The organism is Amycolatopsis sp. NPDC051071, assembly GCF_040682875.1.
Taxonomy (GTDB): domain Bacteria; phylum Actinomycetota; class Actinomycetes; order Mycobacteriales; family Pseudonocardiaceae; genus Amycolatopsis.
In genome coordinates this window covers 70,026-84,604 of the sequence record NZ_JBFBBY010000014.1, presented here as the reverse complement: position 1 = coordinate 84,604, position 14,579 = coordinate 70,026, and the positions used below count along the sequence as shown (strand labels likewise).

Annotated in this window: 15 protein-coding genes; 8 read left to right on the top strand and 7 right to left on the bottom strand. The window is 69.9% G+C overall.

All coding sequences use genetic code 11. From position 1 onward, the window contains the following. Position 1 precedes the first annotated feature (1 nt). Entirely contained in the window at positions 2–787 is a 786-nt protein-coding gene (locus AB0M65_RS07545; protein WP_364022975.1) for an ATP-binding cassette domain-containing protein, read from the top strand. Then, the gene (locus tag AB0M65_RS07540) at positions 784–1,560 is read left to right on the top strand and encodes an ABC transporter permease (RefSeq protein ID WP_364022972.1); all 777 of its coding nucleotides are present in this window, start codon (positions 784–786) and stop codon (positions 1,558–1,560) included. Before AB0M65_RS07545 ends, AB0M65_RS07540 begins: the two co-directional genes overlap by 4 nt. Here the strand turns inward: AB0M65_RS07540 and AB0M65_RS07535 are convergent. Continuing rightward, positions 1,532–2,251, bottom strand: coding sequence for a GNAT family N-acetyltransferase (locus tag AB0M65_RS07535; protein WP_364022969.1), 720 nt, complete (start codon positions 2,249–2,251; stop codon positions 1,532–1,534). The two genes, AB0M65_RS07540 and AB0M65_RS07535, sit on opposite strands and share 29 nt — an antisense overlap. Positions 2,252–2,353: 102 nt before the next feature. On the opposite strand from AB0M65_RS07535, the gene AB0M65_RS07530 reads away from it, so the two are divergent. Together AB0M65_RS07530 and AB0M65_RS07525 are read left to right on the top strand one after the other, a co-directional pair. Next, positions 2,354–2,530, top strand: a complete 177-nt coding sequence (locus AB0M65_RS07530) for a hypothetical protein (protein WP_364022966.1) — start codon at positions 2,354–2,356, stop codon at positions 2,528–2,530. 108 nt (positions 2,531–2,638) lie between these two features. Beyond that, positions 2,639–3,550: a CPBP family intramembrane glutamic endopeptidase gene (locus AB0M65_RS07525; RefSeq protein ID WP_364022963.1), complete on the top strand. Its 912-nt coding sequence runs from the start codon at positions 2,639–2,641 to the stop codon at positions 3,548–3,550. Positions 3,551–3,620: 70 nt separating this feature from the next. On the opposite strand, the gene AB0M65_RS07520 is transcribed toward AB0M65_RS07525, so the two are convergent. Then, positions 3,621–4,670, bottom strand: coding sequence for an NAD(P)-dependent alcohol dehydrogenase (locus AB0M65_RS07520; RefSeq protein WP_364022960.1), 1,050 nt, complete (start codon positions 4,668–4,670; stop codon positions 3,621–3,623). Positions 4,671–4,758: 88 nt separating this feature from the next. Between AB0M65_RS07520 and AB0M65_RS07515 the strand changes: the two genes are divergently transcribed. Beyond that, complete coding sequence (locus AB0M65_RS07515; protein ID WP_364022957.1) at positions 4,759–5,361, top strand: TetR/AcrR family transcriptional regulator; 603 nt, start codon at positions 4,759–4,761, stop codon at positions 5,359–5,361. 89 nt (positions 5,362–5,450) lie between these two features. Beyond that, entirely contained in the window at positions 5,451–6,806 is a 1,356-nt protein-coding gene (locus AB0M65_RS07510) for an MFS transporter (protein ID WP_364022954.1), read from the top strand. Between the two features lie 6 nt (positions 6,807–6,812). Here the strand turns inward: AB0M65_RS07510 and AB0M65_RS07505 are convergent, their stop codons facing one another. After that, entirely contained in the window at positions 6,813–7,274 is a 462-nt protein-coding gene (locus AB0M65_RS07505) for an ATP-binding protein (protein WP_364022951.1), read from the bottom strand. A gap of 229 nt (positions 7,275–7,503) precedes the next feature. On the opposite strand from AB0M65_RS07505, the gene AB0M65_RS07500 reads away from it, so the two are divergent. Beyond that, complete coding sequence (locus AB0M65_RS07500; RefSeq protein ID WP_364022948.1) at positions 7,504–7,944, top strand: hypothetical protein; 441 nt, start codon at positions 7,504–7,506, stop codon at positions 7,942–7,944. Here AB0M65_RS07500 and AB0M65_RS07495 read toward each other — a convergent pair. The 4 genes from AB0M65_RS07495 to AB0M65_RS07480 all read right to left on the bottom strand — a co-directional run bounded on the left by AB0M65_RS07495 (position 7,916) and on the right by AB0M65_RS07480 (position 13,198). Next, entirely contained in the window at positions 7,916–10,801 is a 2,886-nt protein-coding gene (locus AB0M65_RS07495) for a BTAD domain-containing putative transcriptional regulator (RefSeq protein ID WP_364022945.1), read from the bottom strand. The two genes, AB0M65_RS07500 and AB0M65_RS07495, sit on opposite strands and share 29 nt — an antisense overlap. Positions 10,802–10,869: 68 nt before the next feature. Further along, positions 10,870–11,535, bottom strand: a complete 666-nt coding sequence (locus AB0M65_RS07490; RefSeq protein ID WP_364022943.1) for a response regulator transcription factor — start codon at positions 11,533–11,535, stop codon at positions 10,870–10,872. After that, positions 11,532–12,707, bottom strand: a complete 1,176-nt coding sequence (locus tag AB0M65_RS07485) for a histidine kinase (RefSeq protein WP_364022940.1) — start codon at positions 12,705–12,707, stop codon at positions 11,532–11,534. Before AB0M65_RS07485 ends, AB0M65_RS07490 begins: the two co-directional genes overlap by 4 nt. A 119-nt stretch (positions 12,708–12,826) precedes the next feature. Beyond that, complete coding sequence (locus AB0M65_RS07480; protein WP_364022937.1) at positions 12,827–13,198, bottom strand: MmcQ/YjbR family DNA-binding protein; 372 nt, start codon at positions 13,196–13,198, stop codon at positions 12,827–12,829. A 119-nt stretch (positions 13,199–13,317) separates the two neighbouring features. On the opposite strand from AB0M65_RS07480, the gene AB0M65_RS07475 reads away from it, so the two are divergent. Beyond that, entirely contained in the window at positions 13,318–14,532 is a 1,215-nt protein-coding gene (locus AB0M65_RS07475; protein ID WP_364022934.1) for an SGNH/GDSL hydrolase family protein, read from the top strand. Positions 14,533–14,579: the final 47 nt, after the last annotated feature.

Below are 14,579 nucleotides of genomic sequence, written 5' to 3'. Positions count from 1 at the left end.
TATGCCATACGAAGAAGCGGCGCTCGAAGCCGTCGACCTGCGCAAGCGGTATCGGGACAAGGTGGCGCTGGACGGGTTCGGGCTCACCGTCGCGGCGGGCACGGTGTGCGGCCTGCTCGGGCCGAACGGCGCCGGGAAGACCACGGCCGTGCGGATCCTGAGCACCCTGTCGCGCCCGGACAGCGGGACGGCCCGCGTCGCGGGACACGACGTGCTCGCCGATCCCCGGTCGGTGCGATACCGGATCGGCCTGGTCGGGCAGAACGCGTCGGTGGACGAAATCCTTACCGGCCGCCAGAACCTCGTGCTGTTCGCGAGGCTCTACCACATGAAGGCCGCGGCGGCGAAACGCCGGGCGGACGAACTCCTCGAACGGTTCGACCTCACCGAAGCCGCGGGAAAACCCGTCGCCGCGTACTCCGGCGGGATGCGACGCCGGCTGGACCTGGCGACCAGCCTGATCCTCTCACCGCCGGTGCTGTTCCTCGACGAACCGACCACCGGACTCGACCCGCGCGCCCGCATCGAGGTCTGGGCGTCGATCAAGAATCTGGTCGGCTCCGGCACGACCGTGCTGCTGACCACGCAATACCTGGAGGAGGCGGATCAACTGGCCGATCAGATCGCGGTCATCGACGCGGGCCGCGTCGTCGCGGCGGGCACGCCGGACGAACTCAAGGCGAAGGTCGGGCCCGACCGCGTCGAAACGATCACCCGCAAACCCACCCTCGACGAGGTCTTTCTGCACCTCACCGGACACGCCACGACCACCGGGGAGCCCGTATGACCGCGATCATGGACACCACCGCCCTCACCGGCCGCATCCTGCTGCACTGGCGGCAACGGCCCGGCTCGATCCTGGTCGGGTTCCTGTTCCCCGTCCTGATGGTGCTGATGTTCGGCTACCTCTTCGGCGGCGCCATGGCCGTTCCCGACGGGGACTACCTGGACTTCCTCATCCCCGGCATGCTCGCGATGACGATGCTGTTCGGGCTGGAGGCGATGGTCGTGGCCGTCACCACGGACACCGCGAAAGGCGTCACCGAACGGATCCGCGCCATGCCGGTCACCACGACCGCGATCCTCGCCGGACGCGGCGTCGCCGATCTGCTCAACGCCGTCGTCGGTCTCGCGGTCATGGTGGTGACCGGCTTGCTGGTGGGGTGGACACCGGAACGCGGCCTCCTGCCGTCACTGGCCGCGTTCGGCTTGCTGCTGTGGCTGCGATTCGCCTTCACGTGGGTCGGCATCTACCTCGGTTTGCTGCTGAAGACGCCGGAGTCGGCCGTCGCCGTGCAGATCCTGGTCTGGCCCGTCGGTTTCCTTTCGAGCGCGTTCGTTTCGCCGTCGACCATGCCGGGCTGGCTCGGCGCGATCAGCACCTGGAATCCCTTGTCCGCCACCGCGACCGCGATCCGGGACCTGTTCGGCAACCCCACCTGGGGCGCCACCGACTGGGCGAGCACGCATTCCGTCACGCTCGCCCTGCTCTGGCCCGCCGTGCTCACGGCGATCTTCCTGCCACTGTCCGCTAGGCGGTACCGCGCGCTGAGCCGGTGAGCTCGGCGGCCGCGGGGACTCCGGGAACGCGGACCGAGACGAAGTCGGGCCGCGGCACGAGTTCGAAGCCGATCGACAGGTACAGGCGGATGGCCGAGGTGTTGGCCGCCGCCGCGTGCATCATCGGGCGCTCGCCGCGCTCCCGGATCCCCGCCGCCACCGCGCGGATCAGGCGGGTCGCGAGTCCCTGGCCGCGATACGCGGGATCGGTGCAGACGGCGCTGATCTCGGTCCAGCCGGGCGGGTGCAGCCGCTCCCCCGCCATCGCGATCAACGCACCGCCACGCCGGATTCCGAGGTATGTCCCCAATTCGATGGTCCGCGGGCGGAACGGTCCCGGTTTGGTCCGCTCGACGAGGTCGAGCATCTCCGGCACGTCGCCGGGCCCCAGCCGGACGGCTTCGGCGTCTTCGCCTGCTTCGAGCGCGACGTCGACCAGCCGGACCCCGGCGATCCTGCCGTGGACCTCCCAGCCCGCCGGGACGGGCAGGGAGTTGTGGACGGTGACCGTTTCGCCCGGACCCGCCAAAGCCGCGACGTCGTCCCAGACGCCGTCGTCCGGTTCGGGTGGCAGGGCGAAGAAGGGAGCGACATCGACCGGATAGCGCAACACCTGGCCGGCGCGTTCGGCGAAACGCGCGTGCGGACCGGTCAGCGATGCCCACACGGGGTCGTCGAAAGGAGTGACCATGACGGCTGCGACATCGCCGGGCGGGTTTTCATTCCCGCTCCCACATCCTGAACACACGTGCGCGACACCGGGTCGGCCGATCACTCTCGAAGGACCGAGGGCGTGCCTGGCAATGACATCCCGGACTTCCGGTGGCCCGGTGCGCTCGGGGTCGAACTCGACGGCGACGGCGCGCATCCGGCGGCGGGTCTCGGCGGCGTACGTGGCCACGCGGACCAACCGGATCGGCCTCGGCGCGACAGCGCACGTGACCACGACCGAGCCGCCGCCTCGGCCTGAGCGATCAGTCACCGAAGACGCCCGGTTCGTGCCTGCGCGACCTCGGAAAAGTGCTGAGTCCTCCGAAGTGATGACGCGGACCCGCGCCGCTTCGAAGATCCTTTCCCTGTGACAGGAAAAACCGGCATCCGGCCGGATGCCGCCCGGGGAATTCTCATCGGCGGGCTCGTGGTGTTCATCGCCGCGCCCGCGCTGCTGCTGGTGACCGGGCACGACACGATCAAGCCGTCCTCGGATTCGGAGAGCGGGCTTTCCCTTTGGGGTGCCCTGATTCCCGTACTGGCCGGACTGCTGCTGGTGCGGGGGATCCCGCCCAAGGCACCCGTACTGCTCCCCGAAACGACCGACCGGCGTGGACTGGGCAGACAGGCGACGGCCTTGGTACTCATCGCCTTCGGCTGGCCGCTGGCGTTGTTCCTGGTGGCCGCGGCGGGATATCAGGCACTGGTCCGTGACGTCTGGGCGCTCGCCAAACCACTCGTGTTCCTGGTGCTTCCACTGGTTCTTCTGCGAACCCTGCGCGACCGGGGAGAACCGGATCCCTTCCGGCTGCGGGCCGCGTGGTGGCCCCGGCGGAGCCGGCAATGGCTCGCGCCGATCCCGGCGGTGCTCGTCTTCGGCTGGCTGTACGTCCTGAGCCCGCTCGCCCCGCCGCTGCCGAGCACCGAGGACTACCCGGATCCGGTGTACCTGGCGGTGGGCGCGACGCTGACCTTCTTCACCGCGAACGTGCTCGAAGAGGTCTTCTTCCGCGGCATGCTGCAAACCCGGCTGGAGGCGCTTTTCGGCCGGTGGCCCGGGATCCTGCTGGCGTCGCTGCTGTTCGCCTGGCTGCATCTCGCCACCCACGGCCAGTCGGGCTCGCCGTGGTCCGGGCTCCCGCTGACCCTCGGCGCGATCGTGGTGTTCCAAGGGATGTTCGGGGTGTTCACCGGCTACCTGTGGTCGCGCTACCGCAACCTGGTGGCGCCGATCGCCGCGCATACGGCGATGAACACCTTGCCACTACTGCTGATGTGACGAGGCGGCCGGTCTTCCTCGGGGGGAAGACCGGCCGCCACAGTGGTTCGGTGCTTACGGGGTTCGGTGCTTACGCGCCGATGGTCGCCGCGTCGATGACGAACCGGTAGCGCACGTCGCTGTGCTCGACCCGGTCGTAGGCCACGTTCACCTGGTCGGCCGAGATCGTCTCGATCTCCGCGCCGATCCCGTGCTCGGCGCAGAAGTCGAGCATCTCCTGGGTCTCGGCGATACCGCCGATCATCGAACCGGCGAGCACCTTGTTTCCGCCGAGCAGCGAGAAAGCGTTGTAGGACAGCGGTTCGCCGGGTGCGCCGACGTTCACCATCGCGCCGCCGACACGCAGCATGCCGAGGTAGGAGTCGACGGGCAGTGTCGCCGAAACGGTGTTGATGATCAGGTCGAAGCGGCCGCGCAGCGTCTGGAACGTCGACGGGTCACCGGTGGCGAAGTAGTCCTTCGCGCCCAGCTTCAGGCCGTCTTCCTGCTTCTTGAGGCTCTGGCTGAGCACGGTGACGTCGGCGCCCATGGCGACCGCGATCTTGACCGCCATATGCCCGAGCCCGCCGAGGCCGACGACCGCGACCTTCTTGCCCGGTCCGGCGCCCCACCGGTTCAGCGGGGAGTAGGTGGTGATGCCCGCGCACAGCAGCGGCGCGGCGACGTCGAGGCCGATCCCCTCCGGGATGCGGCAGACGAACCCGTCCTTCACCACGACCTGGCGGCTGTAGCCGCCGTAGGTGTTCTCGCCGTCGAAGCCGACACCGTTGTAGGTCTGGACATTGCCCTTGAGGCAGAACTGCTCGGTGCCCGCGAGGCAGTATTCGCACTCACCACAGGAATCGACCATGCAGCCGACCCCGACGCGGTCCCCTACCCGGTACTTCGTGACATCGGCGCCGACCGCGGCGACGACGCCGGCGATCTCATGCCCTGGCACCATCGGGAAGATCGCGCTGCCCCAATCCTCTTTCACCTGGTGGATGTCGCTGTGGCAGATCCCCGCGTACGCGATGTCGATCAGGACGTCGTCCGGGCGCAGGTCGCGACGCTCGATCGTCGTCGGCGACAGGGCGGCACCCGGGGACGGCGCGGCGATGGCGTGCGTGGTCGTCGTCATGAAACCCTCCGAGATACTGTGAGACCATGTAAGAGGTCACTTACAACCAGCGTGAGAGGGCTCTTACATATTCCGCGACCGGGACGGTGTGATCCACGACATGGGCGGCAAGTACCACCACGGCGACCTCCGCGCCGAGCTCGTGCGGGTCTCCCTCGACCTGATCGCCGAACAGGGACTGGGCACGTTCTCCGTCGCCGAGGTCGCCAGGCGCGCGAAGGTCAGCCCCGGCGCGCCCTACCGGCACTTTCCCGACAAGGAAAGCCTGATGGCGGCGATCGCGGCCGCCGTCGCGGGCCAACTGGCCGACAGGGTGCACGACGCCATCGAAAGCGAGGACGATCCTGTCACCGCACTCGCCGCGGCCGCCGGCGCGTATACGGCGTACCTGATCGAACGCCGTGCCGGGATGAACATCATCTACTCGGACGGCCTGCAGGGACCGGAGCATGCGGCGCTGCATGAGCAGACCCGGCGCCTGACCGACCAGTTCGTCCTGCTCTGCCTGACCGTCGCCGACCGGCCGCAGGTCGGGCTCGAACTGATGGAGCAGTTGTTCACCCAGGCACACGGCTACGGCACGTTCTATCTCGACGGCGTCTTCACGAAGCAGGGCTACTCCACGGAAGTCGTCGTCCGGAAGTCGGTCGAGGCCGCCCGCGCCGCCATCGAAGGCCGCACGAAAATGTGACGTAATTCACGTCCGATTTGTCCGATTACCGGGGCTCCCCGCGCCGCCAGGATGCAAGGCGCAATCCACTCAAAAGCGAGGAGAAGCGCGTGAGCATCGGGCAAGACGTCGGATCGTGGCGGGAACTGGGCCGCCATACGAGCACCGCGGTGGTACTGGCGGGTGGGGTGCTCGTCGGCGCGATCACCATCTACGTGGCGGCGAGCCTCCTGCCGACGGCGATCCAGGACATCGGCGGACGGCCGCTGTACGCCTGGACCATGACGGCGTTCCTGGTCGCCCAGGTCGTCGCGACCATGCTGGTGGGCCGGGCCCTTTCCCGGTTCGGGGGCAAGGGTTCCTACCTGCTCGGGTTCGGCGTCTTCGCCGCCGGGTCGGTGCTGTGCGCGGTGAGCCCGTCGATGCCGGTCCTGCTGATCGGGCGCGGGGTACAGGGGCTCGGCGCCGGTCTGCTGACCGGTTTGGGTTTCGCGCTGATCCATTCGGCGTTGCCACCCCGGCTGTGGAGCCGGGGAAGCGCGCTGATCTCCGCGATGTTCGGGGTCGGCAACTTCGCGGGCCCGGCGCTCGGCGGGTTCTCGGCCCAATTCGGTTCGTGGCGATCGGCGTTCGCCGTCCTGGCCGTGGCGGCCACCGCGCTGGCGGTCTTCGTGCCGCGGGCACTCCCCCGCGGTGAACGCCCGGCGGAGGCGCCGCCTGTTCCGGTCGTGTCGTTGTCGCTGGTCGTCGGCGCCGCCGGAGCGGTGAGCGTTGCCGGGATCCTCTCGGACGCCGTCGCGATGGCGGCCTTCATCGCACTGGGTCTCGCACTCGTGGCCGCGTTCCTGGTGACGGAGAAACGCGCGGCGGCGAGCGTGCTGCCCGGGTCGGTGTACCGGCCGGGTTCGAGGCTGCGGTGGATCTATCTGACCATCATGGTCCTGGCTTCCGGCGTCGCCGTGGAGACGTTCCTGCCCTTGTTCGGGCAGCGGCTGGGCGGGCTTCCGCCCGCGGCGGCGGGATTCTTCGCCGCCGCCCTGTCACTGGGCTGGTCGGTGAGCCAGCTCGTCAGCGCGTCGGCCAAGAAGGTCCGGCGGCTCGTGCTCGCCGGACCGGCCTGCCTCGCGACCGGGTTCGTCCTGCTGGGTCTGCTGCAGACCGGACAACCGTCGCTGCCGGTCGTTCTCGCCTGGCTGCCGGTGCTCTTCTTCGGTGGCATGGGAATCGGCATCGCGATGCCCCATCTGTCCGTCGCGGCGATGACTTCCGCGCCGGACGGTGAGGGCGGGAAGGCCGCGGCCGCGATCGCGACGATCCTGACGATGTCGACCGCGTTCGGCGCGGCGGTCGCCGGCCTGCTGGTCAATCTCGGCGGGTCTTCGGTGGTCACGTCGGCACGGTGGCTGCTGTTCGGCTTCGCCACCATCTCCGCACTCGGCCTGCTCACCGCGCGCCGCGCGGCCTGAGTCCGGTCAGTCCCGGGAGTGCTCTCCGCGTACCCGCGGGAGCGCTTCCGGGCAACCGCCATCACAGCGGATATGTGCCCAGACGATCTTCCCGCCGCGCACCGGTTCACGCCGGACACCCCACTGCACGGCCACCCCGTCGACGACCAGTAGCCCGCGTCCCCGTGGATCTTCGATCTGGGAAAGGCGAGCCCGTGGCTGTTCGATGCTGACGTCGAAGACCTCGATGCGGACCGCGCAGGGCAATACCCCGCGCCACAGCTGGATGTGACGTGCGCCACCGCCGTGGACATAAGCGTTGCCGACGAGTTCCGTTGCCGCGAGCAGGACGTCGTCGCGGTGACCCTCACCGAGATCGGGAAGGCATCTGACCACCCAGGCACGCATGTCCGGCAACGCCCGCGGCGTCGTGGCCCGCAGGTCCAATACCCAGGTTCCCGGAACCGGATGCTCCGCGATACCGACCATGGAGACATCCCTCCCCTCGCACGCCCTCTCTGCTGAAGTCGCACGAGTGGGTTACCCAGAACGCCCGTCGATCAACCCGCCGGTAGCCGTGGCGACCCGGCACGGACGTCCACGGGCCGGGCAGACCGGCTGAGGCGCCGCAAGCGTTTCATCGGGATTTCATGGCGCCGCCCTACGGTTCCGGGCACGGCTCCGCACCGGCGGACCGGTGGTCCACGAGGAGGCGTGCATGAGCCCGGCGAGCCGGACTCCGTACAACACGATGGTGCCGCGGGACGACCCGCCGAGTCCCGGTGAACTCGCCGGGGTCGTCGGCCCCGGCTGGAGCTGGGCGGCGTTCCACCAGCCGTGGGCCACCGGCCGCCCGTCGCCCAAGTACCGGTGGACGCTTTTCGGGACCGCCGCCGAGGCTGTCGGCGACCTCCGTCGCTGTTTCGACGACGGCAGCGCCGGTTCGCGCGGCGCCCTGTGTTCTTCGGTGCTGCGGCAGCGCGGGGCGCCACGGGAACTAGTGCTGTGCGACGGCGCGGACTGGGCGTACGCCGTCCATGAGGTCCGCGGCGCGGTGCACGTCACCGACGCCGGTGACGCCTACTTCGCGCGCTGGCGGACGAGCATGGAAGGACACCGGTTCACCATCATCAACGCCGGCGTGCCGACCGTCTGGTGAGGTCCAGACCTTCCAGGGCGAGCGTGCGCTGGACGGAATCGCCGTCGGATCCGATCGTGGTGAGCACCCATTCGAACTGCTCCCGCGCGCCCACCGGGTCGCCTGCCGAAAGGTGGACGCGGCCGAGCCGGTTGCGGATCTCGGACTCCATCCCGACGATGGTCTCCTCGGTGACCGCCGTCAGCGCCAGCCGCTGGAGGTCGAAGGCCTTGTCGAGGTTCCCGAGTTCGAGTTCGGCGGTGCCAAGCCGGGCAAGGGTGGTCGCCACCAGCAGGCCGTCCGTGGTCTCCTCGGCCAGTTCGGAAGCACGCCGGAGGTCGAGGGCGGCCTCGGCGAACCTGCCGATCTCAAGCCGGACCGTACCGCTGTGGCACAGCACCCGCGCCAGCATCCCCGCGCTGCCGATCTCCTCGCCCAGTTCGCGGGCACGGCCGAGATGAAGCAGCGCCTCCTCGTGGTCGCCGTTCAGATAAGCCAGATAACCGAGCGCGGACAACGCCCGCTCGGCGAGCCAGCGGTCCCCGACCTCGTCGGCCAGTGCCATCACCCGCCGCATCCCGGCGATCGCGGCGTCGTGCCGTCCGGCGATGAGATCCGCCATGGTGAGGCCGCCCAGCGCCCGCGCCTCCATGCCGCGATCGCCGGAGGACTGACCGGCAAGCAGTGCATCGTCGAACCAGCCGCGCGCCCGATCCAGCTGCCCCTGCATGGCGTAGGCGTAGCCGAGGCAGAACCGCAATGACGAGACCATTCGCTCGTCGGCGGCCTGTTCGGCCAGTGGCAGCGCGACCTGCAGCGCCGTCCGGGATTCGTGGTACCGCTGCTGCCGGGCGAGGTAGTCGACCAGCGCTTCGGCGATCGCGCACGCACTGCCGTCCATGCCGTTCTCGGCCGCTTGGGTGACCACTTCCGGCAGGTCACCCACGGCGTCCAGCCAGGCGGAAGCGTCGCGTTGCCCGGTGAACGGCCCGCCATCGGGCTCGACCGGGAATCGCGCGACACCCCATTCGCTCGCGCGGCGCGCGGCGCTCAGGTACAGGCCGTACACCCGTTCCCGCGCCGCCTCGACGACGTCGGCGGGTTCCTGTCCGGCCAGGCGTCGCGCGTAGACCGCGACCAGATCGTGCAACCGGTAGCGGCCGCTCGCCGGTTCTTGCAGGAGACTGGCGTCGACGAGGCTTTCCAGATGACGTTCGGCTTCGGCGGGCGAGCAGTCCAGCAGGGCGGCCACCGAAAGCCGGTCGAACTCGGGTGTCGGCGACAGCCCCAGCATGCCGAAGCTACGTTGTTCCGCGGGCTTGAGCTGGTCGTATGACAGGCGTAGCGCCACTTCGACGCTGCGGTCCTCGGCGGTGAGTTCGCCGAGCCGCCGCTCGTCGTCCGACATCCGGTCCACCAGATCCTTGAACGTCCACATCGGACGGTTCTGCAACCGGGCGCCGGCGATCCGCAGTGCGAGCGGCAGCCGTCCGCACAGCCCGGCGAGCGCCCGCACGGCGAACCGCTCCCCCTCCGCCCTCGGTGTCCCCACGATCCGGCCGAGCAGCCGTTCCGCGGCTTCAAGCCCCAGCGCGCCAAGGGAAACGCGGCGGTCGGCGTCCAAACCGGACAGACGACGGCGGCTGGTCACCAGCACCCGGCTCCCCGGCCCGGCAGGCAGCAGCGGCCGCACCTGGCCTGCCGATTCGGCGTTGTCGAGCACCACCAGCAACCGCAGCTGGGCGGTCGCCGCGCGCCACGACGCGGCCAGTTCGTCGAGATCGTCCGGCATGGCGCCGTCTTCGACGCCGACCGCGCGCAGCAACCGCCGCAACGCGCGTTCCGGGGTCACCGGCTCGCGGCCTTCGGTGTACCCGTGCAGATCCACGAACAACGCACCGTCCGGATAGGACTCCCGGAGCAGATGGGCCGCCCGTACGGCGAGCGTGGTCTTGCCCGCTCCCGGAACCCCGTCGACGGCGTCGACCGAGACCGTCTCGGCGGAAGAGACTTCGGCGAGCAGCGCGAGTTCGCGGTCCCTGCCTTCGAGTTCGCCGCCGGTGGCGGGCAGTTCGTTGCGGATCCGGCGCGGCGTCTCCCGGCGCTGGGCGACACCGGGCAGCACGTCTTCCCCCCGCAGCACCGCGTCCTGCACCTGCCGCATTTCCTCGCCCGGTTCGACGCCGAGTTGCTCCACCAGCCGCTCGCGGACGTCGGTGAACACCTCCAGTGCCTCCGCCTGGCGCCCGCCGCCGTAGAGGGCGCGCATGAGCAGCGCGGCCAGCGGTTCGCTCGGCGGATCGGCGGACACCAGCGCCGAAAGCTCCCCGATCACTTCGTCGAACCGGCCGAGTTTCAGCTGTGCCCGCAGTTTCCGGCTCAGCAGCAGCAGCCTGCGTTCCTCCAGACGCCGTCGCTCGCCCTGCACGAACGCGCCGGGCAGCCCGGTCAACGGCTCGCCGTGGAAGAGCCCGAGCGCGCAGGCGAAGGTGTCCACCGCGGTGACGAGGTCACCGGACTCCTCCGCTGCGGCTGCTTCGGCGGCGACCTCTTCGAGCCTCGTCACGTCCAGCCGCACGTCACCACTGGCGAACCGGTAGCCACCCCGGTCGGACACGATCACCGAATCGCGGGGCCGCTGCCCGGAGGTGTCAAGGCACTGCCGCAGCCGCCGGACGTAGACCGGCAGCACGTTCGACTCCGGCGGCCGCTCCCACAGCCCGTCGGTGAGTTCGTACTGGCTGACCGTCACGTCCGGGCGCAGCAGCAGCGCGGCCAGCACCGCCTGCTGCCGGAGCGGACCGAGGTCCAGCCGGGTCTCCCCCTGCCAGGCCCGCAACGGGCCGAGCACCTCGAACCGAAGCCGCGAATCCGGCATGGTCCCCTCACCCCCCCTCATAGTCCCCCCAACCCCCCTCATCGTCGTCCCCCCGTCGTTTCGCATGGCTAACCCGGCACCACGATCCCGTTGTCGAACGCGTAGACGATCGCGGCCGCCCTGTCCCGGAGCTGGAGCTTGGTGAAGATCCGGCCGATATGGCTTTTCACGGTCACCTCCGAAATCACCAGCGCCGCGGCGATCTCGGCGTTCGTCAGCCCGCGGCCGATCGCGCGGAGCACGTCTTGTTCCCTCGGTGTCAGCAGTTCGGGTGAGCGGCCCCCGCTGCCGGTCCCGGCGGCCTGCCGGTAGGCGGCGAGCACGCGGGCGGTGACCCCGGGATCGAGCCAGGCGTCACCGGCTGCCACCGCACGCACGGCCCGGATCAGGTCCTCGGCCGGGGAGTCCTTGAGCACGTAGCCCGCGGCACCCGCCCGCAGCGCGTCGGCCAGCAGGCTGTCGTCGTCGAACGTGGTCAGCGCGAGCACCGGCGGGTGACCGCCGGACAGCCGCAGCCGCCTGGTCGCTTCGACGCCCCCGACGTTCTTCATCCGCAGGTCCATCACGACGACGTCGGCCTCGTGCGCGGCCAGCGCGGCAGGCACCTCGGAGCCGTCACCGCATTCGCCCGCGATGACGAACCCGTCGCGGCGCCGCAGGATGCGCCGTAGCCCGGAGCGGGCGAGCTCCTGGTCGTCGACCAGCAGCACCCGGATCTCCTCCGCGGCGGTCACGACCGCACCATCCGCGATCCCGGCACGGTGACCTCCACGATCCACTGCCGTCCCTGCGGCCCGGCGCTGAGCACGGCACCGAGCTGGGTCGCCCTGGCTGCCATCCCCGCCAGCCCCGACCCGTCCTCGGACAAGTGCCTGACCGCGCCGGGAAGGCTGTTGCTCACGGTCAGCTTCGCGCCGGAAGACCCTGCGTGCAGCCAGACCTCGGCGGTGGCGCCGGGAGCGTGTTTGACGACGTTGACGAGTGACTCCTGCACGATCCGGTAGAGACCCAATCCTTCCGAAGCGCCGACGCGGGCGAGATCGCCGTCGTGGGTGTAGCGCACCTCCAGCCCGGCGACGCGGGTGCGCTCGACCAGCGTGGCGATATCCTCCACGCCCGGCAGCGGACTGCTCCCCGAGGGTGCGTCGGCGAGAAGGCCGACCGTGCGGCGGACGTCGGCCATCGCGGACCGGCCAACCTGCTCGGCCTCGGTGAGTGCCTCGATCGCCTCGTCGACGTCGCGATCCTGCTGGAGTGCGCGCCTGGCCCCGGTCAGATGCAGAAGCGTGATACTGAGCGAATGCCCGACGATGTCGTGCACCTCGCGGGCGATGCGCTGCCGCTCGGCCAGCAACGCCTTGTCCCTGGCGGCGTCACGGTTGCCGCGTTCGGCGTCCAGCGCCCGGGTGTACCAGCGGACCACGAGCCCGCCGCTGAGGCCGAGCAGGATCGAGACCATGTACACCGGCCCGCCGATCAGCCCGCCCCAGTTCCCCGCCACGATCAGTACCGCCTCGGCCGCGACGGTGACGACGGCGATCCCCATCGTCGTACGCAGGACACTGCCCGCTTCGGTGGCCGCGACCAGCAGCAGCAACGGCGCGAAATCCGGGAGCGCGGGCTCGATGAGCAGGACCGAGGCCGCACCGATCAGCGCCGCCATCCGCACCCACGGCACCACCCAGCCGGTGAAGACCCAGACCAGCGGTGTGGCGAGCGCGAACAGCCCGGCCAGCGCGATCGGCTTCGGCGGCAGGAGTGCGTCCCGCTGCACCAGCGCGACCACGGCGAACACGAGGCTCAGCAGGGTCGAGCACGACGGCACCCACCAAGGCAGCGTCAACCCGGCCCGGGTGAGACTGACCTGCACCCGCGCCCGGAACCGGTCGCGCACGATCTCCAGCACGACCTCAGCCTAGGAAGTACCCCGGCGCGCGTCATCGTGCGGCGGGCGGCACCGGTCTCCGCCCACGGTAGGAGGCCGGTGAGCACGGGCCGATGAAATCCGGATGAAACGACGGTGGCTCATCCCTGGCTGAGCCCGGCCCACTTCAGCTTCTCCTGCTCGCGCTTGGGCAGACCGGCGACGACGAGGTCGTAGGAGTCCTCGATCATCTCCCGGACGAAGTCGCCGGTCAGCGAGCCGTCCAGTTCGACGGTGTTCCAGTGCTGCTTGTTCAGGTGATAGCCGGGGGTGATCGCCGGATGCTCGGACCGCAGCCGGACCGCCAGTTCGGGGTCGCATTTGAGGCTGATCCGCAGCGGTTTCGCCTTGAGCGGGCTGAGCGCGAAAACCTTGCCCGCCACCTTGAACACGCTGGTGCCCTCGTCGAAGGGGAACTCCACACGGGCGCCGGGGAATCCAAGGCAGATCTTCTCGAGAGCGGCGGGCTTCATGGCGATCAGCCTAACCGCCGGGTCGGACAGAAACCTGTCCTGTCCTGCGCATTGACCGGCTGTCGGTGATTCACCGACGATGGAGGGAATCATGCCGACTGGGTGGAGGCAAGACTGACATGCGTGTGAAGAACCTTGTGGTGGCGGGGATCCTGTTACTGGGCGTGGTGCCGGGTGCCGCCGCGGCGGCTCCGGTGAGCCAGGTGGAGAGCGCCGGGACGAACGGCTGGGTCGGTACTTGGGCGGCGGCACCCGCGGCCGGGGTCGCCGGGACCGGCAACGGCTATCCGAACTTCTCGATCCGCAACATCGTGCACACCAGCGCCGGCGGACGCGAGGTGCGCGTGCGGCTGTCCAACGCGTTCGGCGGCACCCCGGTGCTGTTCGGGCGGGTCACCGTCGCGGTCGCCGCCGGCCCGGACACCGCACAGGCGGTCCCCGGAACGATGCGCACGCTGACCTTCGGCGGCGACAAGGAGGTCACCGTCCCGCCGGGAGCCGACATCGTCAGCGACGGCGCCGCGCTGTCCGTGCCGAGGGACGGCGATCTGCTGGTGACCACGTACACGCCGACGCCGTCCGGGCCGGTCACCTACCACCCGCTCACCATGCAGAACTCCTACTTCACCCGCGACGGCGACAAAGCCGCCGACGAGTCCGCGGCGGCGTTCCCGGAGAAGACCACGGTGTGGCATTACGTGTCCGGAGTGGACGTCCGCGGGCCGGGGCTGCAGGGCAGCGTCGTGGCGATCGGCGACTCGATCACCGACGGCGCCGTCTCGACCTGGGGCGCCAACCTGCGCTGGCCCGATCAGCTCGCCGACAAGATCAGCGCGCGCATGGGGGTGCTCAACGCCGGGATCAGCGGCAACCGGCTGCTGCTCGACGGCGGCACCTACGGCGTGAACGCGCTCGCGCGGCTCGATCGCGACGTGCTCAACCAGTCCGGAGTGCGGACGGCGATCGTGTTCGAGGGCATCAACGATATCCAGCAGACCCCGCACCAGGCCGATCCGGACAAGATCATCTCGGCGCTCAAGCAGATCGCGACGAGGGCGCACGACCGCGGTCTGCGAGTGCTCGGCGCGACGATCACGCCGTGGAAGGGCTGGGGGTCCTATACCCCTGAGCTGGAGGAGACCCGGCAGGCGGTCAACCGGTTCATCCGGAGCAGCAGGCTCTTCGATGGGTTCATCGACTTCGACGCGGTGATCCGCGATCCCGCCGATCCGCGGCGGATCAAGCCCGAGTACGACTCCGGCGATCACCTTCACCCCGGCGACAAGGGATTCACGGCCATGGCCGACGCCGTCCCGCTTCACCGGCTGAAGTAGCGATATTGAGGGCTGCGCGAGACCGTCGGGTGGGGCACGATGGGCTG